This is a genomic window from Edwardsiella hoshinae NBRC 105699 = ATCC 33379 (assembly GCF_000474215.1).
GTDB classification, from domain to species: domain Bacteria; phylum Pseudomonadota; class Gammaproteobacteria; order Enterobacterales; family Enterobacteriaceae; genus Edwardsiella; species Edwardsiella hoshinae.
In genome coordinates, this window is record NZ_BAUC01000029.1 from 13,615 (window position 1) to 35,098 (window position 21,484).

Sequence of the window (21,484 nt, forward strand, 5' to 3'; positions counted from 1 at the left end):
ACGACATTACTTCTTATAACGCCAACGATGCGCGTTACCCAGTAACCACTGGCGTAACGCCTCGCTGACTGGTCGCGGCAACACGGCGCTATGGCACCCCTGCACCGCTGCCGCCAAGTCGAATAGCACACGATCGTCGACCTGATGATTAGCCTCTTTCAGTTGGCTAAAGGCCTGGATCGCGCCAACGCGTGCCAGATCCTCCAGGGAGTAAATACCGATACGGTACAAGCGCCTTTCCATATTGATAGAGATATTGGGGCGCGTATGCAGACGCATCATCGCCGCCAGACGCGCAGCCTGATCGCTGCGCGCCTGCTGCAATGAGCGCTGGAGTAGATCGGCAAGCTGGCTGGGCTGCTGCCACATCGCCGCCTCCACCCGATAATAATGCAGATGTACAGGAAAACCGCGCTTGGTGTAGATGAAGGCGCGCATGCCGCACGCCGCATAGTCACGCCCCAATGCCTCCCGACCGCGCAGATAGAGCTCATTCTCGGCGATCAAAGCAAACATCACCCCATCGCACCAAACACCGAGCCCACCGAACTGAGAGCGTTGCGAAACCTGCCCTAATGCCGCAAACAGCGACGCTGCGACTCTACGCTTTTCATCAGGCAATCCATTCATGCGTAGCTCCTTAATAATCATCATAATTAATGACCTATAATCAGGTCGCCACGGGAAAACGTTAGCAACATAACTAATTCCGCATTCACGCCCAATACACAAACGGGACACACTTGGCTTTACATCCGATAAATGCGAGGCACATTCAAAAAAAGAGGTTGATCTTCGTCCAGGCTAGAATTACTGTATAGGCATACAGTATACAGATAGAGAACACGATTATGCGTACCTCCTCGTTGCCTCCTGCCTCTGACCGCGTCCTGTTCAGCCGTCCCGCCTATGCGCCCACCGCGCTGGTGCCGCAAAGCGGCTTTGTGAGTGAATTGGGATATGGCGATCAGCACCCCCTGTTATCACTGCTGTTGCCGCCATTGCTGCGTCAGTTGGGAGAGCAATCGCGCTGGCAACTGTGGATCACCGCGCAACACAAGCCCAATAAGCAGTGGCTCGCTGCTTGCGGCGTGCCGGTGAACAAGGTGATGCAATTGCAGCGCGCCGAGGCCGGGGAAGCGATCCACGCCATGGAACAGGCTCTGCGTAGCGGCAACTACAGTGTAGTGCTCGGCTGGCTGCCACCATTGACCGCCGCCGAACGCTTGCGTCTCAATCAAGCGGCGAAGGTAGGCAACAGCATCGGTCTGCTGATGCAGCCTTGGGGGGGAAAAACGAGCGCCAAGGGGCATACACCGCTCGCCTTAACGCGGCGTGCCGAGCAATTCCATTAAGCGTCTTTAGGATAATTCCCAGCCTAGGCCGTGCAAATAGGGAAATCCTTTTTTGCGTAATTAGAAAAACCGCGCCAAGCGGGAAAAGTACACAAGGTATCGCCCTTTTGTGGCGAGCAAAAAAACAGCAACCGTTGACCAAAAGAGCCATTAGCAAAACTTTTTTGGTGACCCTAATCACATCGTACTTGTAAGTTTTTAATCTCGTTGTAGACTTGTTATCACGACGGCTGTGTGAAATATCTATAATTATTACCTGGCTAACAGCGTAATAAAACTGAGTGGCAGCCGGATAAAGGGGTTTAAACTAAGAGCTAATGTTATACATGGCTCATTGCCTATTTTGGATGATAACGAGGCGCAAAATGAAAAAAACAGCGATCGCATTAGCAGTGGCACTGGCAGGTTTCGCGACCGTAGCTCAGGCAGCTCCGAAAGACGATACCTGGTACGTCGGTGGTAAGTTGGGCTGGTCTCACTATATCGGTAACAGCTTTGACGGTATGGACTCAACGAAGTCTCATCCGAATCAGCTGGGTGCCGGTGCCTTCTTCGGCTACCAGGCTAATCCGTACCTGGGCTTCGAAATGGGCTACGACTGGCTGGGCCGCATGGGCTATACCGGTGACGTGAACGCCAAATTCAAGTCACAGGGCGTACAGTTGGCCGCTAAACTGAGCTACCCGCTGATGGATAACCTGGATGTATACACCCGTCTGGGCGGCATGGTATGGCGTTCTGATATCCACGGCGCAGCAGATGGCGGCGACTATACTTCAAGCCACGACACCGGCGTTTCTCCGTTGGCCGCTATCGGCGTTGAGTACGCGCTGAACAAAGACTGGGCGACCCGTCTGGACTATCAATACGTCAACAAGGTTGGCACCCGCAGCGAAACCGGCGCACGTCCGGACAACACCATGCTGAGCCTGGGCGTAGTATACCGCTTCGGTCAGGATGACGTCGTCGCTCCGGCTCCGATCCCGGCTCCGGCTCCGGCTCCGATCGTTGAAACCAAGCGTTTCACCCTGAAGTCTGACGTTCTGTTCAACTTCAACAAATACACCCTGAAAGCCGAAGGCCGTCAGGCGCTGGATCAGCTGTACACCCAGCTGAGCAGCATGGATCCGAAAGACGGCTCTGTCGTCGTTCTGGGTTACACCGACCGCATCGGTTCCGACCAGTACAACCTGAAACTGTCTAAGCAGCGTGCTCAGACCGTGGTTGATTACCTGGTTTCCAAAGGCATTCCGGCCGACAAGATCACTGCCCGTGGTATGGGTAAAGCCGATCCGGTTACCGGTGCTACCTGCGACAACGTGAAACCGCGTGCCGCGCTGATCAACTGCCTGGCCCCGGATCGTCGTGTTGTTATCGAAGTGAAAGGCGTCAAAGACGAAGTGACTCAGCCGCAGGCTTAATCGCGCTGACCTTGGCAAAAAACCCCGCTCTGCGGGGTTTTTTTATGCCGCTATAGCCACGGCCAGCAGGCAGCACGCGCAATGACAGAGATCGAACAGGGCCCAGCTGACACATGCGATATTTACACGCCCCACCGCACATTTTCTTACTCCAAGCGCCTTCCACCAGGCTCCGCTTATTTAGCACAGGTGATAATGCCAGGCTTGGACAATAATCAAGGCGAGGGAACTATCGCCGGTTATTCTTTTTTTGTATGGAGATAAACGTTATTTCTTCTTTTTGGGAATATATGTACAAAATAACACGTTCCACGATCCGCCAGGGATATCGGTAAGATAATAAAACAATTCATTACCGATAAAATAATGCCTGCTGGGAGTAAAATAATGCCATCACGTTGGCTTACGCCACTATTTCACGACTGGCGGGTAATCAGCCATACACGCCTCACACCATTACTCCTGTACGCCGCGTAAGAATGCCTGTAAGTCCTGCTTCAATGAGCTCATCTGATTGGCGTACTGCTCCTTACGCTCCGCATCCTCGATCAGCTGTACGATAGTATCGGAAAGCGTACTCCCACGCCGCTGCGCCAACGCGGCCAAGCGTTGCCAAACCAGAAACTCCAGATCGATGGATTTCTTGCGTGTGTACTGATTCTCCGCGTTAAAGTGACGCTTGCGGCGGGCCCGGATGGTCTGTTTCATCCGATTGGCCAAGGTCGGTGCCATATGCTCGCGGATCCATGCCAGCACTTTTACCGGCTCATGCTCCAGACGTAACAACTGCTCCACCGCCTGCTGGGCCTGACTCAACTCCTGATAGCGGGTGATCGACTCACCCTCACGGTGCTTCTTCACCAGGTATTTCCACTTCCAGCCGCACTCTAGATTTTCAAGCTGTTGATATTTCATATCGTTTGCTCGTGACACGGTAACTTATGACTAAGGATAACAATTTTTCTCGCGCTTGCCGTGTGAAAATCAGCAAAAGGGACAAAATTTAACCTATCGGCGACAAAGGCCACAATCCCTCCGCTCAGTAGACGGAGTTTCCTAGGCAGTCAGGCGGATTCTTGTATAATTGTCCTTTTCTGACTGACGATGATTTGACGACGTTGAGCAACTACCGACTAGAGTGGCAATCGCTGCTGCCCGATACAACTCCTTATACTTCTGTGTTCAGCAGTGCTGCCGCGCTGTCGGCCATTAGCTTTGCCGAGTATCAGCCCCGTCTGGAGAATAGCCTGGCGCACTTCTGCCATGCCCATGCCCCCAGTCCCTTCATGCTGGTCAAGGCCGACTGTGATAGCGAGCACCTCACACGCCTGCAACACGCCGTCGAGGCGTTACTGCCACGTGGCGGACTCTATGGCAGCCGTTATGATATCACGCCCGACCAAATTAGCGTCGCCCCGGCAGAGCGACCGAGCGACAACCTGGCCGCCAGCCAGCGGGTGCTCAGCACCGAGTGGTGCGAGGGCGAACAGCTGTTTGGCACCGTACGCCAGAGTAAGAGCGGAATCCAGTTGCAGCCGGGTCTGGTGCATCAGGTCAATGGCGGCGTGCTGATCCTGTCGCTACGCACTCTATTGACACAACCGCTACTGTGGATGCGCCTCAAACAGTTCGTCACCAGCGGACGTTTCCAATGGCTCGCACCCGACGAAAGTCGCCCCTTGCCGCAAACCATCCCCGCGATGCCGTTACAGTTAAAGGTTCTGCTGGTCAGCGACCGTGAGGGACTGGCCGACTTGCAAGAGCTGGAGCCGGAGCTGTGCGCCAGCGCCTTATATGGCGAGTTCGAAGTCGACATGCCCTTGACGGATGAAGAGGACATGCGGCGGTGGTGTGCGCTGGTCACGACCCTGGCCGCCGAACACCAACTCCCGCCCATCGAGCCGGATGCCTGGCCGCTGTTGGTGCGCAGCGCCGTACGCGCAAGCGGCGATCAGAACCTGTTGCCCCTCAACCCCGTCATGCTGGGACGCCTACTGCGCGAGGCCGCGTTGTATGCCGATCCGCATATCGATGCCGAGGCACTACGCCAGGCGCAGACCACACGGCGCTGGCGGGAGAGCTATCTGGCCGAGCGCATGCATGATGAGATCGAGGTCGGGCAGTTACTGATCGAGACCGAAGGCGCCGCCATCGGCCAGATTAATGGCCTGTCCGTCTTAGAATACCCCGGCCATCCGCAATTATTCGGTGAACCGTCACGTATCAGCTGCGTGGTCTACCAGGGGGATGGCGAGTTCACGGATGTGGAGCGCAAGGCCGAGCTGGGCGGCAACCTGCATGCCAAAGGGATGATGATCATGCAGGCCTTCCTGATCGCCGAGTTGGAACTGGATCAACAACTGCCCTTCTCCGCCTCGCTGGTCTTCGAACAATCCTACGGCGAGGTCGATGGTGACAGCGCCTCCCTGGCCGAGTTGTGCGCCCTGATCAGCGCCCTGGCCATGGTGCCGATCGACCAACAGATCGCCGTGACAGGCTCTGTCGATCAATTCGGCCATGTCCAACCCATCGGCGGCGTCAACGAAAAGATTGAAGGCTTCTTCGAGGCCTGCCAACGCCGTGGTCTCACCGGGAAGCAAGGGGTGATCATCCCCGCAACCAATGTCCGTCACCTCTGCCTTAACGATGAGGTGATCGAGGCCGTTAAGGCGGGGACATTCCATCTCTGGGCGGTCGAAAACGCCGAAGATGCGCTGCCGTTACTGACTGGCGTTGCCTATCTCAGCGAGAATGGCCCCAGTCTGCTGGGTGCCATCCAGGCGCGTATCGCCGCCGCCAACCCCTTGTTAGATCGACGCCAGTTGCCTTGGCCGCTGCGCTGGTTAAACTGGTTCGGTCGTGGCTGATCGGACTTGTTCAGCGTACACCTGTTAGCTAAGATGGACGCTTCATTGAATAAAGGCTGACGAGAATTATGGTAGATAAACGCGAGTCCTACACAAAGGCGGATCTGGAAGCATCGGGTCGTGGTGAGCTGTTCGGCGCAGGCGGACCGCCGCTGCCATCAGGCAATATGCTGATGATGGATCGCGTCATCAAGATGACGGAAGATGGCGGTAACCACAACAAGGGTTACGTGGAAGCAGAACTGGATATCACGCCGGATCTGTGGTTCTTTGCCTGTCATTTCGTCGGCGATCCGGTTATGCCGGGCTGCCTCGGTCTGGATGCCATGTGGCAATTGGTCGGCTTCTATCTCGGTTGGCTGGGTGGCGAAGGTAAAGGTCGCGCGTTGGGCGTTGGTGAAGTCAAGTTCACCGGCCAAGTACTGCCGACGGCGAAAAAGGTCACCTACCGTATCCACTTCAAGCGCGTTATCAACCGCAAACTGATCATGGGTCTGGCGGATGGCGAGGTGTTCGTCGACGGTAAGCTGATCTATACCGCCAGCGACCTCAAAGTTGGTCTGTTCAAAGACACCAGCGCCTTCTAAGCGCATCACGCGATAAGCTCAAGCTCAGCGAAAAACGCAGCGACGCTGCGTTTTTTATTACTGCTGCACCGCGTTACCACACAAAAACCCCCAGCGAATGGGGGTTCTTCTCATCGCATCATCGCGGTCGCGCTAGGCTACCGCTATCAGAGACCTGTCTTCCATGGCCTGCCGCCAGCCTCCCAGCCAGTAGGAACGAGCGTCCAGAGAGTGATAGGGACAAATCTCCTTGGAACGTCCTGCAATGCCCGCTTGATAACCTCGAGCCTGTGCCCTTTCCAGACGATCGCGTTTCTGTCTCTTCATGCCTTTTTTCCCTCATGATTACACTGGTGGAAAGAAAACAGTGGTCGGCAGCCGCCGCCACCCTTAACCAATAGCTACTTTTAGCCGTTCGGTCAATGATGAAAAGTTACCCAGCCGTCACACTTCGCCACACCCGACGGGGCAGCCGTACGCGTACTCCCTCACGACTACGCGCTAATCGGCTGAGGGACATAAAAAAAACGCTCGGCACCGTATCACGGTGACGAGCGGCTTATAAGGGACGATTTACACGCTGTAACGCTTTACCCCGCGCGGGCTATCTGCCCCGCCAGGGTGGCGATCTGCTGTTGCCAAGCTTGTCCCAGGGTGCGCACCAACGCATCGTAGCCGTCCCCCTGTTGCGGCAACACGATGTGGAAGGCACGCTGTGTCAGTACGCCCTGATGGGTCAAGAGCCATTCCCCGGCGACGACGACCTTACCATCGTAACGACCATAGAAAGCGCTAATATTCACCGTCAGGCTATCTTGGCTCATCCCCAACGGTTGGCTGGAAACCAGCCAACCCGGCATGGCGGCGCCTAACCCCGCAACCAGCGATTGCGTCAACTGCTGGCTTAGTGGGCTAGCCCACAGGTTGTTGCTGGCGGTGACGAACTGCACATCGCTCTGTTGGTAGACGATCCCCATGCCCCCGAGCAAATCGGCCACATTCACCGGTTGCACCCACAGTTGCTGCGTCTGTGCCGCCGTTTGTGTCACGCTAGGGCTTACCGCCGGCTCTGCCGGCAGTTGATAGTATTGCTTCGAGCCGGTAGCGCTACAGGCGCTCAGCACCAGTGCCACCAGCAGGATCATCCCTCTCTTCATCATTTGGCTCCCTTGGGATGTGGATCTTTCCCCGCCGGTGCCTCAAACACCAGCGCGTTGCTTTTCTCATTCAGGGTGCGCAGCACGGGTTGCAACTCGCGCAATACCTGATCCAGATGCTGGAGATCACCGACCATCTGGTTATAGGCCGGCGACCCCGGCTGGATGCCCTTGATGGTACGATTGAGCTCGATCAGCGACTGGCGCAGATCCGCCGGCAGCGACTGCGTCGCCTTGTTGGACAGGATCCCATTCAACGCATCCAGCGTCTCTTGCGTCTTACGCATGGTTTCTTGGCTGGTCTTCAACGTCGCCGTGGCAGTCTTAACCATCGGCGCCAACGGCAAGGCATTCAGCTTATCCAGCACCGCCGTCACTTTCTGTTGCAACTGTGCCAATCCACCACTGATGGTGGGCATCAATGGGATGCCATCGATCGCCTCCGGCCCCTTCCAACGTTTGGCGTTGGGGTAGAAGTCCAGATCGATATAGAGCGCCCCGGTCAACAGATTGCTCGACTTCAACGCCGCGCGCAGCCCCCCATGGCGGATGGCTAGCAGGTGTTGACGCAGGTCGAAATCCGGCCCCATATTAGTATCGATACGCTCAGGCTCAATGTGTACCAGTACCGGAATACGGTAATCGGCATCGAGACGTTGATTCAGCCCCTTGACGAAGAACGGCACCTGGGCGACCGTCCCCAAGCGGATACCACGGAACTCGACCGGCGCCCCGACCTGCAAGCCACGGATCGAATCAGCGAAGAACATCAACATGTCGAAGTGTTCGGTATAGAGCGAATCCTGAATGCTGTTCTGGTTATCATACAACACGTAGTCGCTCAGGTTGGCCACTTCTTTTCCCGGCGCCAATCCCTGCGGCACATCGAAGCTCACACCACCGCTCAGCAGCGTCGTCAGGGAGCCCATTTGGACACGCATCCCCTGCGCCGACACATCGAAAGAGATACCGCTGTCTACCCAGAAACGCACATTCTCCGTCACCAGGGTGTCGTAAGGCGCCGCGATAAACAGCTGATAGGTGATCTTGCGCGCCTTGGTATCGAAACCACTGGTCTCTACCGAACCGACGCGTAAGCCACGGAACAGCACCGGATCGCCTGGATTGAGCTGCCCGGCCTTGTCGCTGACCAACATAATACGGATGCCTTTGGCATCCGGCGGCGCCAACGGCGGCTGATCGAGCAGCTTGAAATCGCGCTGCTCGCTATCCGACGATCCCGGCTGAAGCTCAATATAGGCCCCAGACAGCAGCGTCCCCAATCCCGAGATCCCCTCGCGACCGATCTGCGGCTTCACCACCCAGAAAGTGCTGTCCTTGCGCAGCAGCTTCTCCATACCACTCTGTAGGCGGGCCTTGACCACCACCTGATCCAGGTTATCGCTGAGGGTGACGCTTTGCACCGTACCGACATCCACACTACGGCTCTTAATCGCCGTCTTTCCCGCGACGATCCCCTCGGCATTCTGGGTGATCAGCGTCACCTCTGGCCCCTGGTGGCTAAAATGGTAAAAAATGATCCAGGCACCGATCAGTGCCGTCAGTATCGGGATGATCCAGACCGGCGACCAGCGCTTGATACGCTCAATTTGCGCCGTTGTATTTTTCGCTACCATCGCTTATTCCTGCTCCCCTGTAGTCAATTCGCTCTCTCGATCCCAAAGCAGGCGGGGATCAAACACCATGGCCGCGATCATCGTGAGAATGACCACAGCGGCAAACAGAATCGCCCCGACATCGGGGTAAATACTCATCAATTGCCCCATACTCACCAATGAAGAGAGCACGGCGATGACAAATACGTCGATCATCGACCACCGACCGACGAACTCGACAATCTCATAGATAGTATGCATGCGTTCACTGTCCCGGCGCACACCGCGGCGGGTCGACCAGCACAACCAGGCGATGGCCAAGATCTTCAACGACGGTACCATAATACTGGCGATGAAGATCACCATCGCCACCGGATAAGAGCCTTCCCCCCACAGCAGGATCACCCCGGCCATGATGGTCGACGTCAGCTTACTGCCCAACGCCTGCGTGACCATGATCGGCAATACGTTCGCGGGGATATACAGCATCAGCGCCGTCGCCAACAAGGCCAACGTCCATTGCAAGCTGTTGCGACGCCGAGCATAGCCCGTCGTCAGACAACGCGGACACTGTTGTTGGCTCTGCGGCAGAATGGCGGTGCAGCAAGCGCAGGAGCGGACTCCCTGGCGTAGCCCGCTCTCACCGCTGTGATAGGGCACGGCACAGGCAGGCTGCGCCGCAATATCGTCCCACAACAGGCGGCGATCGATCATCTGAAAGGCACGTACCTGCAACAGACAAAACAGGCAATAAGCCCAGAAGCTACTCCCCACCCCCACATCGCCGTAGGCCATCAGCTTCACGAAACTGACCAGCACTCCGGCGAGGAAGATCTCGACCATACACCAGGCGCGACACTGCAACAGGATACGTGCCAACCCCACCCGTAGGGCATGCGGCAGAGGTACGCGTAGACACAGCAGAATGATCACCACCATACAGAAGGCCGGGATCAGTTGGACAAAGATCATAAACAGCGTCGCAATGCTGGCATAATCTTCGTCCATCAGCATGCCAGGGATCTGGAGCAGTGTGATGGCATTGCTGAGTCCGGCGACCGACATGGTGACGAACGAAAACAGATTCGCCACCAGTAATAGAAACAAGGCGCTAAGCGCATACAACGTCGGCTGAAGATGCGGATGACGCCAACGCATCGCCAGCGTGGTGCCACAACGCGGACAGACGCTTTTCATTCCCCACGCCAGACGCGGCAGCGCAACCAACATGTCGCACTGTGGGCAAAGCATGTGAGCGTCGGCCGGATCCTGTGTATTGCACATATCGTTATCCAGTGATAAAAAAGCCTGACATACCGCGCGCCGCGCGGCCATCAGGCTGATGATAATCCCTGTGACTATAGCCTCAATCAGTTGGCATTTTTTTGCGTTTCAAGGGATTCCCAACGAGCATAAGCCTCTTCCAACGCGTGCTCGCTCTCGGCTAACGCCTGCAAGACCGGCTGTGTCTCGCCATGTGGCAAGCTAAAGAAGGCCGGATCGGCGACTTGTTGCTGCAATGCGTCCAACTGCGCTTCCAAAGCCTCGATACGCTGTGGCAACTGTTCCAGCTCCCTCAACTGATTGTAGCTCAGCTTAGTGTTGCTACGGCGCCGCTCCACTTTGCTCTCGTCCTTCTGCGGCGGTGTACTCAGCGCGGTAACGGGCTGACGCAACGCCTGCGAGGCGGCCTGCTGTTGATGCGCGTCGGCATATCCTCCGGCGTAGTGACCGATCACCCCATCGCCTTCGAAGATCCAACAGTCGGTCACACAGTTATCGACGAACTGACGATCATGGCTAACCAGCAGCACCGTTCCCTGATAGTTGGCGACCAGCTCCTCCAGCAGCTCTAAGGTTTCGATGTCCAAATCGTTGGTGGGTTCATCGAGCACCAATAAATTACTCGGTTTTAGGAACAATCTCGCCAACAATAGGCGGTTACGCTCCCCTCCCGAAAGCGCCCGCACCGGGGTCATCGCCCGCTTTGGATGGAACAAGAAGTCTTGCAGATAGCCAAGCACATGGCGAGAACGCCCATTCACCATCACCTCTTGTTTGCCTTCGGCCAAGTTATCCATCACCGTCTTATCGGGATCCAGTTCGGCGCGATGCTGGTCAAAGTAGGCGATTTCCAGCTTGGTGCCGCAGCGCACCCGGCCGCTATCGGGCGTGAGTTGGCCGAGCATCAGCTTCAGCAAGGTAGTCTTACCGCAACCATTGGCCCCCACCAGGGCGATTTTATCGCCGCGCTGCACCTGGGCCGAGAAGTCGCGCACCAGGGTCCGCTCGCCGCAACGATAGCTAACCGCCTCCAGTTCAAAGACGATCTTACCGGAGCGCAGCGCCTCTTCGGCCTGCATCCGGGCATTCCCCTGTTGCGCACGACGTTGGGCATGTTCCTGACGCATCGATTTCAAGGCGCGTACACGGCCCTCATTGCGGGTACGACGTGCCTTAATCCCTTGGCGGATCCATGCCTCTTCCTGCGCCAGACGGCGATCGAACTCGGCATTCTGGAGCTCTTCGACTCGCAGCGCCTCCTCTTTACCGACCAGATAAGCGTCATAATCGCCCGGCCAAGAGACCAATTTACCCCGATCGAGATCGACGATACGCGTCGCCATGGCACGGATAAAGGCACGGTCATGGGAAATGAAGATAATGCTGCCGCTGAACTCCTTAAGGAATCCCTCCAACCAGCTGATGGTATCGATATCCAGATGGTTAGTCGGCTCATCCAGCAGCAACACATCCGGCTCACACACCAGGGCGCGCGCCAGCGCCGCCTTACGCAGCCAACCGCCGGAGAGCGACGACAGCGCGGCATCGGCTGCTAACCCAAGTTTGGTTAGGACATCTCGAATACGGGTGTCCATGCGCCAGATCCCTTGGTGCTCCAGACGCTCTTGCAAGTCGGCCAGTTGGCGTAGGTGCTGTTCACTGGGATCCCCCTCAACCTTACGCAGCAATTCATGGTAATCGCGTAACTGTTGGGCCTGCTCGGCCACGCCATCCGCGACAAAATCGAAGACCGAACCGGCGACATCCCGAGGCGGATCCTGTTGCAGACGTGAGACCACCAGATCTTGGGCATACACCACCCGGCCATCGTCCAACGCCAGTTCGCGCCCGAGGATCTTCAACAGGGTCGATTTCCCTGCCCCATTACGCCCAACCAAGCAGACGCGCTCGTTCGGCTCAATATGTAACTCGGCATTATCCAACAGCGGCGCATCGCTAAAGGCGAGCCAAGCGCCAGAAAGACTGATCAAAGACATCGCTTATTTTTCCTCGCTGACATGGGTGATGAGCCAGCAATTGTGGATCTGACGGTTACGGGCAAAGTCGGCAGACAAGGTACGTTCGGTAATCTCCTGCGCCTGTAACCCCAGGCGAGCCATCCCCGCTTGATCCATTTTAAAGCCACGTTTGTTGTTCGAGAACATGATGGTGCCACCCGGGCGCAGGATGCGCGCCAGATCCGCCATCAGATCCAGATGATCGCGCTGCACATCGAAGGTCCTCTCCATACGCTTCGAGTTGGAGAAGGTCGGCGGATCGATGAAGATCAGATCGAAACGATCTTCGCAGTGGCGCAGGTACGCCAGACAATCCGCCTGGACCAGGCGGTGCTGGCGCCCGGTCAAGCCATTGAGGCGCAGGTTGCGCTCCGCCCACTCCAGATAGGTGCGGGACATATCCACGGTGGTGGTCGAGCGCGCGCCTCCCAGACCGGCATAGACGCTGGCACTGCCGGTATAGGCAAACAGGTTCAGGAAGTCTTTACCGCGGCTCATCTCGCCCAACATACGACGAGCGATCCGGTGGTCGATAAACAGCCCGCTATCCAGGTAATCGGTCAGGTTAACCCAGAAGTGAGCGCCATACTCGCGCACCTCCATGAACTCCCCTTTCTGCGCCAACTTCTCGTACTGGCTCTTCCCTTTTTGCCGTTCACGGGTCTTCAGGATCAGGTTATTTCCACTGATCCCCATCACGGACTGGGTCACATTGACCACATCGAACAGGCGCTGACGCGCTTTCTGCGCATCCACGCTCTTCGGCGGCGCATACTCTTGGATCACGACTTTGTCGGCGTAGCGATCGACGGCCACATTATACTCCGGCAGATCGGCGTCGTAGACCCGGTAGCACTCCAGCCCTTGCTGGTGAGCCCATTTATCGAATTTTTTCAAATTCTTACGCAGACGGTTAGCGTAATCTTGGGCGATCTCGCCCACCTCGCCTTGCGGCGTCGCGCTGAGACGGTAGTTCTTCTGCACACACTCCAGTGGGCCGTTCTTGGCCTTGAACTGGCGTTCGGCACGTAGCTGCAAGCAACTCAACAGTGCTGGCGAAGCGCTGAATAGCGACAGTTGCCAACCGGCAAACTCGCGCTTCATGATGCGCCCCAGAGTATTATGCAAGGCGATCAGTGCCGGCTCACTTTCCAGGCGCTCACCGTAAGGCGGGTTGCTCAATACCGTGCCCAGCGGCCCCTGCGGCAATGGATTATGCAGCTGCGCCACATCACCCACGTTGAAGGTAATCAGTGCCGCGACACCGGCGCGGCGGGCGTTAGCGCGCGCCATCTCCAATACCCGACGATCGAGATCGTAAGCGAAAAAGCGCGAGCTGGTTTGCGCCACCCCCAGGCGTGCGCGCCGCTGTGCTTCAACACATACCGCTTGCCATAATTCGGCATCGTGGCCGAGCCAGGCGCTAAAGCCCCAACGGATGCGTTGCAGTCCCGGTGCTCGATCAGCGGCCATCATCGCCGCCTCGATAACCAGGGTACCGGAGCCGCACATCGGATCGAGCAGCGGCGTGCCCGGCTGCCAGCCGGAGCGCAGCACCACGGCCGCCGCCAACGTCTCCTTCAGCGGCGCTAGGCCAGTCCCATCACGGTAGCCGCGTTGGTGCAACCCATCGCCGCTGAGATCCAGCGACACCACAGCGCGCTCACGCTGCAAATTAACATTGATACGAATATCGGGGTCTTGCTTAGCCACGCTGGGACGCGCGTCGAGGCTACGGGTGAAACGATCGACAATGGCATCTTTCACTTTCAGGGCGCCATACTGGCTATTGCGGATCGTGTCATTGGTGCCGCTAAAATGCACCGCAAAGGTCTTATCGACACCGAATAGCGTCGTCCAATCGATCGCCTGCACGCCCAGGTAAAGATCCAAGTCGCTGTAAACGTTGAACTCACCCAGCGGTAGCATGATGCGTGAGGCGAGGCGGCTCCACATCAGACTTTGATAGAGCAAACGCCCATCTCCCCTGAAATGCACACCACCCTGGACAATCTGGCAGTCATGCGCACCGAGCCCTTCCAATTCATTTTTCAGTAGTTCTTCGAGACCGCGCGCGGTGCTGGCAAAAAGAGATTTCATGTTTTCACTATCGCTATCAGTCAATTATGGATGATATTCCTCACCGCTATCGCCGCCCGCCTAGCTAGGTCCTACCAAGGAGGCTGAGCGCCGAAATGATAACGGTGAGAATAAACCCGACATTGTCCACTTTTCCCCGCCGCCATGCCATCCCCAGATCATTTTTTTACATATTTTCCCCTTAAATCAGCATGGAAGGCGGCGCCGTCGGCAATTTTTGTTAACCGCCCCGGCCGGGGTTATGCTTAAATAGTCGGTCGCACTGGGGCGTTACGCCTCCTCTTCAGACTCCTGGCAAGGTGGATTATCATGCACGGGACGCGTCCTCAACGTCACCATATTTCCTTAAGAGTCAAAGCCGAGCAGCATCAATTCGGCTGGTTGTTTGCCTCGTTGATCGGGGTATTTTTCATCAATCTGATCCCCAACATCGGCGATCTACAAATCAAGTCGTTAATCTGCCTGACGCTACAGGGGATCGCCGGCTTTAACGTCGTATTACGCCGTTATCGTAAGTTCGTCACACTGCCGATTATCGTCAACATTGTTATTTTTATCTTCTTCTCCCACTCGGTTCCCTTCGTCGTACTGGGAAAATTGTTATACCTGTATTTCTTCACCCTGGTCACCATCGCCGTGGTACGTAAGGTCATTCTCGCCACCCGTGTCGATCTCGAAGTCTTGCTGGCCGCCCTCAGTGGTTTTCTGTTAATCGGCTATATCGGCCTATTTATCTTTTCGAGCATTGAGGTTTTACATCCCGGTTCGTTTAAGGGCATCGGCGGGGATCAGCAGCAGATGTTTAATGACCTGTTCTATTACTCCTTCATCAGCATTCTGACCGTCGGCTATGGCGATATTGTGGCCGTTACCTGGCCGGCACGTAACGCAACCATTCTGGTGGTGCTATTGGGATATATTTACTCACTGGTCTTCATCGCCCGTATCGTGAGCGACTTTCCCAAACTGGCGCCGTTATGTGGTCAAACGGCAAAAGAGGAAGCGGAAGAACGCACCGACGCAAGCGATCCCTCGCAGCCCAAAAGCCCCGGAACAGGGCACAAGTAACTCCCCCAGCGCTCCGGCGTGCGCGTGAACTGCGCGCCCGCCACCCTCGGCGGGAAGGATTACGCATGACAGCAAAAAGCCAGCGTATGCACGCTGGCTTTTTGCTTTGGCCGTCATGTCGATCAACTGACGCCAGAATAGAATAACCACCGCACCATCGCGGCTCAGTTAAACTTATTTCTGCGCAATAGCGCGCATGGTGTCATCGATCGCCGTGATCAGCAGCATCTGGGGATCGGCGGCACACACCTGATTCAGCTTGTCGATAACGGCCTTATCGGTACCGGCCGTCTTAGCGATCTTCAGCCCGCGACTCTCGACACTGGCGTTACCCATGATTGCAACGACCTCAGCAACCCCGGCGCTGTCGGTCTTCGCCAATTCACCGGCGTCGGCGCAGGTCATGTACACTTCAGCCGGCAGACCGGATTTAATATCGTAAGATTGCGCCCATACGGTCGGAGCCGCAGCCAGAGCAGAAACTAACAACAATACCTTTTTCACATGCAATTCCTTCTGTTTTATTGGATCCGACCGATGATCGCGCCACCGGCACCGCCGACGACGGCTCCTTTGATGGCACCCTCAATTCCGTTACCGGACAATACGCCCGCTACGGCACCGACGGTCGCCCCAACGGTTGCCCCTTTACGGGCCTTCTTACCTTTATGACCTTTTTCGCTGATGGCGCCGACGCCGGCACCCAGCGCGGCCCCCTTAAGCACACCGCTAACACCGTTACCGGACAACAAACCGGCGGTCGCCCCCAGCAGCGCACCTTTGGTAGTGCGGCTCGGGCCTGCTAATGAAGCCGTTGAAAAAGTCAGCAATGACACCGTAGTCACTGCAATCAGCGTTTTCCTTAACGCTGACGGGAATTTCCCTGACGCGTCAAACATATCAACCTCCCTTGATGATCGTGACGTTTACTATGGAGCGCATGATAGCATGAACAATCCTAGCCTTGGGGTTGGATACCAGATATTCGTCTAAATAAAGTACAATTTTGCATCTAATCACGGGAATTTAGGATTATTACCTAAAGGAAATCGCCCATGCAGAAAGGTGAAGCGCGCGAAGAGGAGCGCGGTTTAACCGGCGTAAGCCAATGCATCGTGTGAGGCCGCCAGGGGGACCGTAGACAACGGCAATAGTCGATCATGCATCACCTTGATCGCCTCGCCTAATAGACATGCCTTACCAGCCAGCACCAGTTGTGGTTGCGCCACCAGGCACAAACTAGCGTGCTCGCCCGGTTCGACCACCAGCAGTCGTCCCCAGCCCGCCTCATCGTGCAATTGGACGGCAACCAGTTCGCCCAGTGACGGCACATAACGTCCGGCCTGGCAAGCGAAGTGCCAACTCTTCGGCATCAGCGGTTTGAGAAAGCGTTGCGCCACCAGGGCATTTAGCACCAGTTCGGCATGCTGTGACGCATCGAGGTCACACCCCTGACAACGCTCGGAAAAATGATAATAACTGGCCGCATCATCGATGCAAAAGGTACTGGCATCGAATGCATCCGGCGTTAGCATCTTGGCAGGAAAGCGAGAGCGAAAAACCATACCGTTCGCCAAATCCAGCATCAGACGATCGTGCTGTGGATCAAAGAACCAACGCCAGCGATCTCCGGGCTTTATCTTCATCTCATACTCCCCTCGCCATAAACTCCCTGGCAACATAACCATCCTCACAAACGATGTCACGTTACCGGCAACCGTCGACTCACCACCCGCATAAATAAACAGCAGATTGTTTGGAATATAGACTAGCCCGCGACAGAAATAAAGTCCCGGGCTAAATAGAGAGGGAGCAAGAGTTAGATGTAGTTAACAATCTCTTTCACGAGACCCGGACCTTTAAAGATAAACCCGGAATAAATCTGCACCAACGAAGCGCCAGCCTGCATTTTTTCTCGCGCGGCGATCACCGAATCGATACCACCGACACCGATAATCGGCAAACGCCCCTGTAATTCGGCAGAGAGCAGACGAATAATTTCGGTGCTCTTTAACTGCAAGGGCCGTCCGCTCAAACCGCCACTCTGGGCGCAATGATTCAGCCCGGCGACCAGCGAACGATCCAGCGTGGTATTGGTGGCGATCACCCCATCGATGCCATGACGCACCAGGCTATCGGCGACCTGTACCAGCTCCTCATGCGTGAGATCAGGCGCGATTTTTACCGCCAGCGGAACATACTTAGCATGCTTCTGCTGTAATTCCGCCTGCTTATTTTTAATCGCGCCAAGCAAATCATCCAAGGCTTCGCCATATTGTAAGGTACGCAGCCCCGGCGTATTCGGAGAAGAGATATTAACGGCGATATAACCGGCATAGGAATAGACCTTATCCATGCAGGTCAGATAATCATCCTTACCTTGCTCTACCGGCGTATCTTTATTCTTGCCGATATTGATGCCCAGCACGCCGCCGAAATGAGACTTTTTAACGTTCTCGATCAAATTATCGACGCCGAGGTTGTTAAAGCCCATGCGGTTAATCAAACCCTCCGCCTCGACGATGCGGAACAGACGCGGCTTATCATTACCCGGTTGCGGACGCGGCGTGACGGTACCCACTTCGATCGAGCCAAATCCCATGGCGCCCAAGGCATCGATGCATTCGCCATCCTTGTCCAACCCTGCTGCCAGCCCGAGCGGATTCTTGAAGGACAATCCCATGCAACTGACCGGTTTACTCGGCACAGACTGACGTACCAGACCGAGGAGCGGCGTACCGCTGATCCGATGCAGTTGCTTAAAGGTAAACTCGTGCGCGCGTTCCGGATCGAGTTGAAAAAGTGCCTTCCTGATAAAAGGGTAGAACATGAGATCTCCTGATTCCCGTTGCCAAACGGGGCGCTATTATCAGGTAAGTCGCGACGAATTGGAATTGATTAAAGACAAAATAGGCCGACAAAAGCAAACGTTTCACCTCCCGCCGGATACGCTTAGCCAGCGGCGCATCAGCGCCTCAGCCATTAGCCAGATCGTCATGTTTTCACAAATAATTCCCCATGATATTACGCGGCGCGGCAGCGAGGCATCCGCGCCGGGGAAACACCGCCCAGGCGCGGACCGAGAGCTGGGCGAATGCCTCTTTGCGCTGCACCCACCCGCCTCAGCGTGACACAGGCGATATGCTTAGAAATAATAGCTAAGCACGCCGCTGATCGCCTTATCGCCTGCGCTATCGAGCGCTCCGCTCGCGACGACACTGGCCTGTGGATTAATCTGTAAGGCCGCCTCCAGATATCCCGTCGTCAATCCGGCTTGGTATTTGCGTAACGGCGCTGCCATGCGACGTTGCACATCGAGCACCGTCGACGTCTCCGCCCACGAATCCGTATTCATTAATTCATACTGATAGGAGGCTCTCGCGCTTAAAGTTAGATCTTGTTCCTGAAGCAAAGTCAGCGGCTTGCTCAGTTTGCCCGTGATAAATAGCTGATGCGACCAATTCTCCGTTGCACTCAATGTCGCGTTATTCCACCCATTTCCCCCTTGCTCGCTGAAACTCGCATGCTTGAAAAAGGTGGTATTCAGCCCAGATTCGACATTAGCGGAAATCGCATAAGGCAACGCCAGCTCCATCGATAATGCATTTTGCAACGCCGCGCTGTATGACTTAAATTTCGCCGTGCGCCCCAAGCCCTGCCGCTGATTGCGGGTGAATCGATTATAACTATAGATCCCATTTACACTCAGGTTATAGCTGAAAGGCCCAAGCTCATGCTGATAGGAATAACCCAGTAACGCCGAGTCGACATCATTCGTAGCCCGATTGATATAGCGTATATCGCTGGACTGATAACCGATAAAGATAGCATCGCTAGGCAAGAAGAGCGCGTCTTTCGCCAAGGCCAGAGTGACATCCTCCGAGGTATATTGCACGGTGCCAGCGACATGCTTACCGTTTTCACGCTGACGCGCGTAAAATACCCCCAACTTCATCCTCTCACCGGCATAGAGCAACTCCGCCCCGGCACTATCGTCCGAGCCATAGCCCCCCTTGAAATAGGATCTTGGACTCCGTAACTTCTCCTGAACATAGCGCAGATCATCGCTACGGTTTAAAATTGTCGCGTTTAAATTGGCATAATCGCGTGCGGCAAGATCATAACGTTGCAACAAGATGTCTCCCTGCCCCTCAAACAGGATATACAGATTATCCTCATCCTGTGTCATCGAAGTATAACCATTGGTCGGCGCATCATAGACCTGAATGGTTCGCCCACGATTACTGGTAATATAGATACCATCACGCCCCGCGCGGGGCGTCTGCACGGTATAGCCGACCAAATACACCTGATCATCGAGCGCCAGCGAGCTCGATTCGGTACGTGCAATATTCGCGGGGAGAAAATCTTCCTGGACGGGTTGCCAGCTTTGGCCATGATCTTGGGTACGATACACCATCCGTCCGGTTGGGGCTCGGCTCGTTTCTGCCTTCACGGCTAAATGGATATCACCATCATGATAGAAAACACTGCTCTCCGAACTGATATCAGGTAAACCATCGCTACCGGGCGCTCCAGTAATTTTATCACTCGGACGCAACCACGCCGCCCGCCACGTATTGCCGTTGTCCGCAGAATAAATATAGCCGGAGGTCGATGTTGCCCCGCCAAGTTTAGCGTCTTGGCTATTATGCCAAGCCTGGACGCCAATATAAATCGTCCCATTGTAGTACATACCACTACCCGGTCCTTGTAAGATATATTTATACCCCGGCGGGACCAGATTATACAGGCTGACACCATCGTCCCAATGCTTGCCACCATCATCGGAAGTGAACAGAAAAAAATCAGACTGCTCACTCAACGGCTTTTGCGTAATAAAGCGATCGTTGTAAAATCCAACCAAGAACGTTCGCCCACTATCGGGGTTATAAACAATCGCCGGATCGGAAATCTGATTTTTTCCGGAAATATTTGGTACCACCTCACCAATAGCGCTCCAGGTATCGCCCTGGTCATAGGAGATACGGTAGCCAAAGTGCACATCCGTATTGCGTCCTATATCGCCCGTGCCATTGGCGCGCGCATCGCTGACGGCAATAATCGCGCCGCCCTGAGTGACAGTGATCGCCGGAATACGCCAGGCATTGTCTGCCGTATAATCGTGCTGAGCGAAGATCAACTGCGGCGCGTGCCAGCCATCCGCCTCACCGGCTTCCCTGATGGTCAAGGCCTGCGCCAGTGGCGAGAGCGTCAAGACGCACCCCGCCGCCAATATGGCGTGTCGAGTATCCATACTATGATGCCTCTTATCTATTTAACTGTGAGCCTCACATTAAAAATAGATTTCTCGCTAGCAGAATGTTTAATAGTATGTCCGCAGGAGGTGAGGGAAAAACCGTAGATCGGTTATCTCGCTGGCCGATAGGCTCTCATCTGCTGTTGTATAGCATTGGTTCGATCAGACGTTTGAGGTAAGGGCGGACCCCATGTACTGTAGGACCGGTGAGAGAGACGGCGATGAGTGTGCCGATACCAACCGTTCCTCCCAGTAGGTAGCCAATGATTACGAAACTGGCGTCGCTGGTGATGCGTACAAGTCGGTAACTCAGGTGCATCTTATCGCTTATGATTTCTGCAACCAGATCGATCGCACCCACGCCGAGATCGGCTATAATATAGGTGGCAATGCCTACTGACATAATAAGTAGACCAAGCAGTAGCATCAGGAGTTTTTCCCACAGAGTTGATTCACCCTGAGACAAGATGGATATGAGAAAATTCACCCCATCGGCAGTATAACCAATGGCAAAGATAGCGATAAACGAAGATAGATGGATATAGCGGCGATCGATAATAAACACTAGGCTAAGGATAAAGATATTGAGTAAGGCGGCGGCGGTTCCGTAGGAGACATTCACAGTATGACTAATTCCCAGTTCTAACACGCTGGCTGGGTCAACCCCCATACCAGTATGTAAAAATAAAGCTATCCCTACGCCACATAACATAAGACCTAGCAGTGATACGCCAATGCGCCTGCTGAGTGAACGTGAGGATTCTGTAAACAT

The 21,484-nt window shown here is 55.3% G+C and carries 19 protein-coding genes; 5 read left to right on the forward strand and 14 right to left on the reverse strand.

Annotation, left to right across the window (positions count from 1 at the left end):
• Positions 1 to 6: 6 nt before the first annotated feature.
• On the reverse strand, positions 7 to 630 hold the full coding sequence (locus EHO01S_RS12715; protein WP_024524310.1) for a TfoX/Sxy family protein: 624 nt from the start codon (positions 628 to 630) through the stop codon (positions 7 to 9).
• A 221-nt stretch (positions 631 to 851) separates the two neighbouring features.
• Here EHO01S_RS12715 and sulA point away from each other — a divergent pair, with 221 nt between their 5' ends.
• Positions 852 to 1,355, forward strand: coding sequence for an SOS-induced cell division inhibitor SulA (gene sulA / locus EHO01S_RS12720; RefSeq protein ID WP_024524311.1), 504 nt, complete (start codon positions 852 to 854; stop codon positions 1,353 to 1,355).
• A 365-nt stretch (positions 1,356 to 1,720) separates the two neighbouring features.
• A complete protein-coding gene (ompA, locus tag EHO01S_RS12725; protein ID WP_024524312.1) occupies positions 1,721 to 2,776 on the forward strand; it encodes a porin OmpA in 1,056 nt (351 codons plus the stop codon).
• 456 nt (positions 2,777 to 3,232) lie between these two features.
• Here ompA and matP read toward each other — a convergent pair whose 3' ends face one another.
• Entirely contained in the window at positions 3,233 to 3,691 is a 459-nt protein-coding gene (gene matP, locus EHO01S_RS12730; protein ID WP_024524313.1) for a macrodomain Ter protein MatP, read from the reverse strand.
• A gap of 203 nt (positions 3,692 to 3,894) precedes the next feature.
• On the opposite strand from matP, the gene EHO01S_RS12735 reads away from it, so the two are divergent.
• Together EHO01S_RS12735 and fabA are read left to right on the forward strand one after the other, a co-directional pair.
• Positions 3,895 to 5,643, forward strand: a complete 1,749-nt coding sequence (locus tag EHO01S_RS12735) for an AAA family ATPase (protein WP_172462881.1) — start codon at positions 3,895 to 3,897, stop codon at positions 5,641 to 5,643.
• A gap of 68 nt (positions 5,644 to 5,711) precedes the next feature.
• Entirely contained in the window at positions 5,712 to 6,230 is a 519-nt protein-coding gene (gene fabA, locus EHO01S_RS12740; protein WP_024524315.1) for a bifunctional 3-hydroxydecanoyl-ACP dehydratase/trans-2-decenoyl-ACP isomerase, read from the forward strand.
• 132 nt (positions 6,231 to 6,362) lie between these two features.
• On the opposite strand, the gene rmf is transcribed toward fabA, so the two are convergent.
• The 6 genes from rmf to rlmKL form a co-directional block, all read right to left on the reverse strand.
• Complete coding sequence (gene rmf, locus EHO01S_RS18400; protein ID WP_005292881.1) at positions 6,363 to 6,536, reverse strand: ribosome modulation factor; 174 nt, start codon at positions 6,534 to 6,536, stop codon at positions 6,363 to 6,365.
• A gap of 263 nt (positions 6,537 to 6,799) precedes the next feature.
• A complete protein-coding gene (pqiC, locus tag EHO01S_RS12745) occupies positions 6,800 to 7,366 on the reverse strand; it encodes a membrane integrity-associated transporter subunit PqiC (RefSeq protein WP_024524316.1) in 567 nt (188 codons plus the stop codon).
• Positions 7,366 to 9,003, reverse strand: a complete 1,638-nt coding sequence (gene pqiB / locus EHO01S_RS12750) for an intermembrane transport protein PqiB (RefSeq protein WP_024524317.1) — start codon at positions 9,001 to 9,003, stop codon at positions 7,366 to 7,368. Before pqiB ends, pqiC begins: the two co-directional genes overlap by 1 nt.
• 3 nt (positions 9,004 to 9,006) lie before the next feature.
• Positions 9,007 to 10,266 (reverse strand): membrane integrity-associated transporter subunit PqiA, encoded by a 1,260-nt coding sequence (pqiA, locus tag EHO01S_RS12755; protein WP_024524318.1) that lies wholly within the window; start codon positions 10,264 to 10,266, stop codon positions 9,007 to 9,009.
• A gap of 86 nt (positions 10,267 to 10,352) precedes the next feature.
• On the reverse strand, positions 10,353 to 12,263 hold the full coding sequence (locus EHO01S_RS12760) for an ABC transporter ATP-binding protein (RefSeq protein WP_024524319.1): 1,911 nt from the start codon (positions 12,261 to 12,263) through the stop codon (positions 10,353 to 10,355).
• Positions 12,264 to 12,266: 3 nt separating this feature from the next.
• Positions 12,267 to 14,384 carry a bifunctional 23S rRNA (guanine(2069)-N(7))-methyltransferase RlmK/23S rRNA (guanine(2445)-N(2))-methyltransferase RlmL gene (rlmKL, locus tag EHO01S_RS12765; protein WP_024524320.1) on the reverse strand — a complete coding sequence of 706 codons (2,118 nt, stop codon included), beginning with the start codon at positions 14,382 to 14,384 and terminating at the stop codon, positions 12,267 to 12,269.
• A gap of 309 nt (positions 14,385 to 14,693) precedes the next feature.
• Between rlmKL and EHO01S_RS17615 the strand changes: the two genes are divergently transcribed.
• Positions 14,694 to 15,452 (forward strand): potassium channel family protein, encoded by a 759-nt coding sequence (locus EHO01S_RS17615; RefSeq protein WP_232238212.1) that lies wholly within the window; start codon positions 14,694 to 14,696, stop codon positions 15,450 to 15,452.
• A 174-nt stretch (positions 15,453 to 15,626) separates the two neighbouring features.
• Here EHO01S_RS17615 and EHO01S_RS12775 read toward each other — a convergent pair whose 3' ends face one another.
• The 6 genes from EHO01S_RS12775 to EHO01S_RS12800 all read right to left on the reverse strand — a co-directional run bounded on the left by EHO01S_RS12775 (position 15,627) and on the right by EHO01S_RS12800 (position 21,484).
• Entirely contained in the window at positions 15,627 to 15,956 is a 330-nt protein-coding gene (locus EHO01S_RS12775; protein WP_024524321.1) for a YmgD family protein, read from the reverse strand.
• 17 nt (positions 15,957 to 15,973) lie between these two features.
• On the reverse strand, positions 15,974 to 16,351 hold the full coding sequence (locus EHO01S_RS12780; RefSeq protein ID WP_024524322.1) for a YMGG-like glycine zipper-containing protein: 378 nt from the start codon (positions 16,349 to 16,351) through the stop codon (positions 15,974 to 15,976).
• 192 nt (positions 16,352 to 16,543) lie between these two features.
• Complete coding sequence (locus EHO01S_RS12785; protein ID WP_024524323.1) at positions 16,544 to 17,098, reverse strand: cell division protein ZapC; 555 nt, start codon at positions 17,096 to 17,098, stop codon at positions 16,544 to 16,546.
• 173 nt (positions 17,099 to 17,271) lie between these two features.
• Positions 17,272 to 18,282 carry a quinone-dependent dihydroorotate dehydrogenase gene (gene pyrD / locus EHO01S_RS12790; RefSeq protein ID WP_024524324.1) on the reverse strand — a complete coding sequence of 337 codons (1,011 nt, stop codon included), beginning with the start codon at positions 18,280 to 18,282 and terminating at the stop codon, positions 17,272 to 17,274.
• Positions 18,283 to 18,597: 315 nt separating this feature from the next.
• Positions 18,598 to 20,709 carry a sialidase family protein gene (locus EHO01S_RS12795; RefSeq protein WP_081702260.1) on the reverse strand — a complete coding sequence of 704 codons (2,112 nt, stop codon included), beginning with the start codon at positions 20,707 to 20,709 and terminating at the stop codon, positions 18,598 to 18,600.
• Positions 20,710 to 20,845: 136 nt separating this feature from the next.
• Positions 20,846 to 21,484: a YczE/YyaS/YitT family protein gene (locus EHO01S_RS12800; RefSeq protein ID WP_024524326.1), complete on the reverse strand. Its 639-nt coding sequence runs from the start codon at positions 21,482 to 21,484 to the stop codon at positions 20,846 to 20,848.

Excerpts from the sequence above, each read along its gene's own strand:
- EHO01S_RS12715 (WP_024524310.1), bottom strand. The coding sequence starts at position 630 with ATGAATGGATTGCCTGATGAAAAGCGTAGAGTCGCAGCGTCGCTGTTT.
- sulA (WP_024524311.1), top strand. The coding sequence starts at position 852 with ATGCGTACCTCCTCGTTGCCTCCTGCCTCTGACCGCGTCCTGTTCAGC.
- ompA (WP_024524312.1), top strand. The coding sequence starts at position 1,721 with ATGAAAAAAACAGCGATCGCATTAGCAGTGGCACTGGCAGGTTTCGCG.
- matP (WP_024524313.1), bottom strand. The coding sequence starts at position 3,691 with ATGAAATATCAACAGCTTGAAAATCTAGAGTGCGGCTGGAAGTGGAAA.
- fabA (WP_024524315.1), top strand. The coding sequence starts at position 5,712 with ATGGTAGATAAACGCGAGTCCTACACAAAGGCGGATCTGGAAGCATCG.
- rmf (WP_005292881.1), bottom strand. The coding sequence starts at position 6,536 with ATGAAGAGACAGAAACGCGATCGTCTGGAAAGGGCACAGGCTCGAGGT.
- pqiC (WP_024524316.1), bottom strand. The coding sequence starts at position 7,366 with ATGAAGAGAGGGATGATCCTGCTGGTGGCACTGGTGCTGAGCGCCTGT.
- pqiB (WP_024524317.1), bottom strand. The coding sequence starts at position 9,003 with ATGGTAGCGAAAAATACAACGGCGCAAATTGAGCGTATCAAGCGCTGG.
- pqiA (WP_024524318.1), bottom strand. The coding sequence starts at position 10,266 with ATGTGCAATACACAGGATCCGGCCGACGCTCACATGCTTTGCCCACAG.
- EHO01S_RS12760 (WP_024524319.1), bottom strand. The coding sequence starts at position 12,263 with ATGTCTTTGATCAGTCTTTCTGGCGCTTGGCTCGCCTTTAGCGATGCG.
- rlmKL (WP_024524320.1), bottom strand. The coding sequence starts at position 14,384 with ATGAAATCTCTTTTTGCCAGCACCGCGCGCGGTCTCGAAGAACTACTG.
- EHO01S_RS17615 (WP_232238212.1), top strand. The coding sequence starts at position 14,694 with ATGCACGGGACGCGTCCTCAACGTCACCATATTTCCTTAAGAGTCAAA.
- EHO01S_RS12780 (WP_024524322.1), bottom strand. The coding sequence starts at position 16,351 with ATGTTTGACGCGTCAGGGAAATTCCCGTCAGCGTTAAGGAAAACGCTG.
- EHO01S_RS12785 (WP_024524323.1), bottom strand. The coding sequence starts at position 17,098 with ATGAAGATAAAGCCCGGAGATCGCTGGCGTTGGTTCTTTGATCCACAG.
- pyrD (WP_024524324.1), bottom strand. The coding sequence starts at position 18,282 with ATGTTCTACCCTTTTATCAGGAAGGCACTTTTTCAACTCGATCCGGAA.
- EHO01S_RS12795 (WP_081702260.1), bottom strand. The coding sequence starts at position 20,709 with ATGGATACTCGACACGCCATATTGGCGGCGGGGTGCGTCTTGACGCTC.
- EHO01S_RS12800 (WP_024524326.1), bottom strand. The coding sequence starts at position 21,484 with ATGTTTACAGAATCCTCACGTTCACTCAGCAGGCGCATTGGCGTATCA.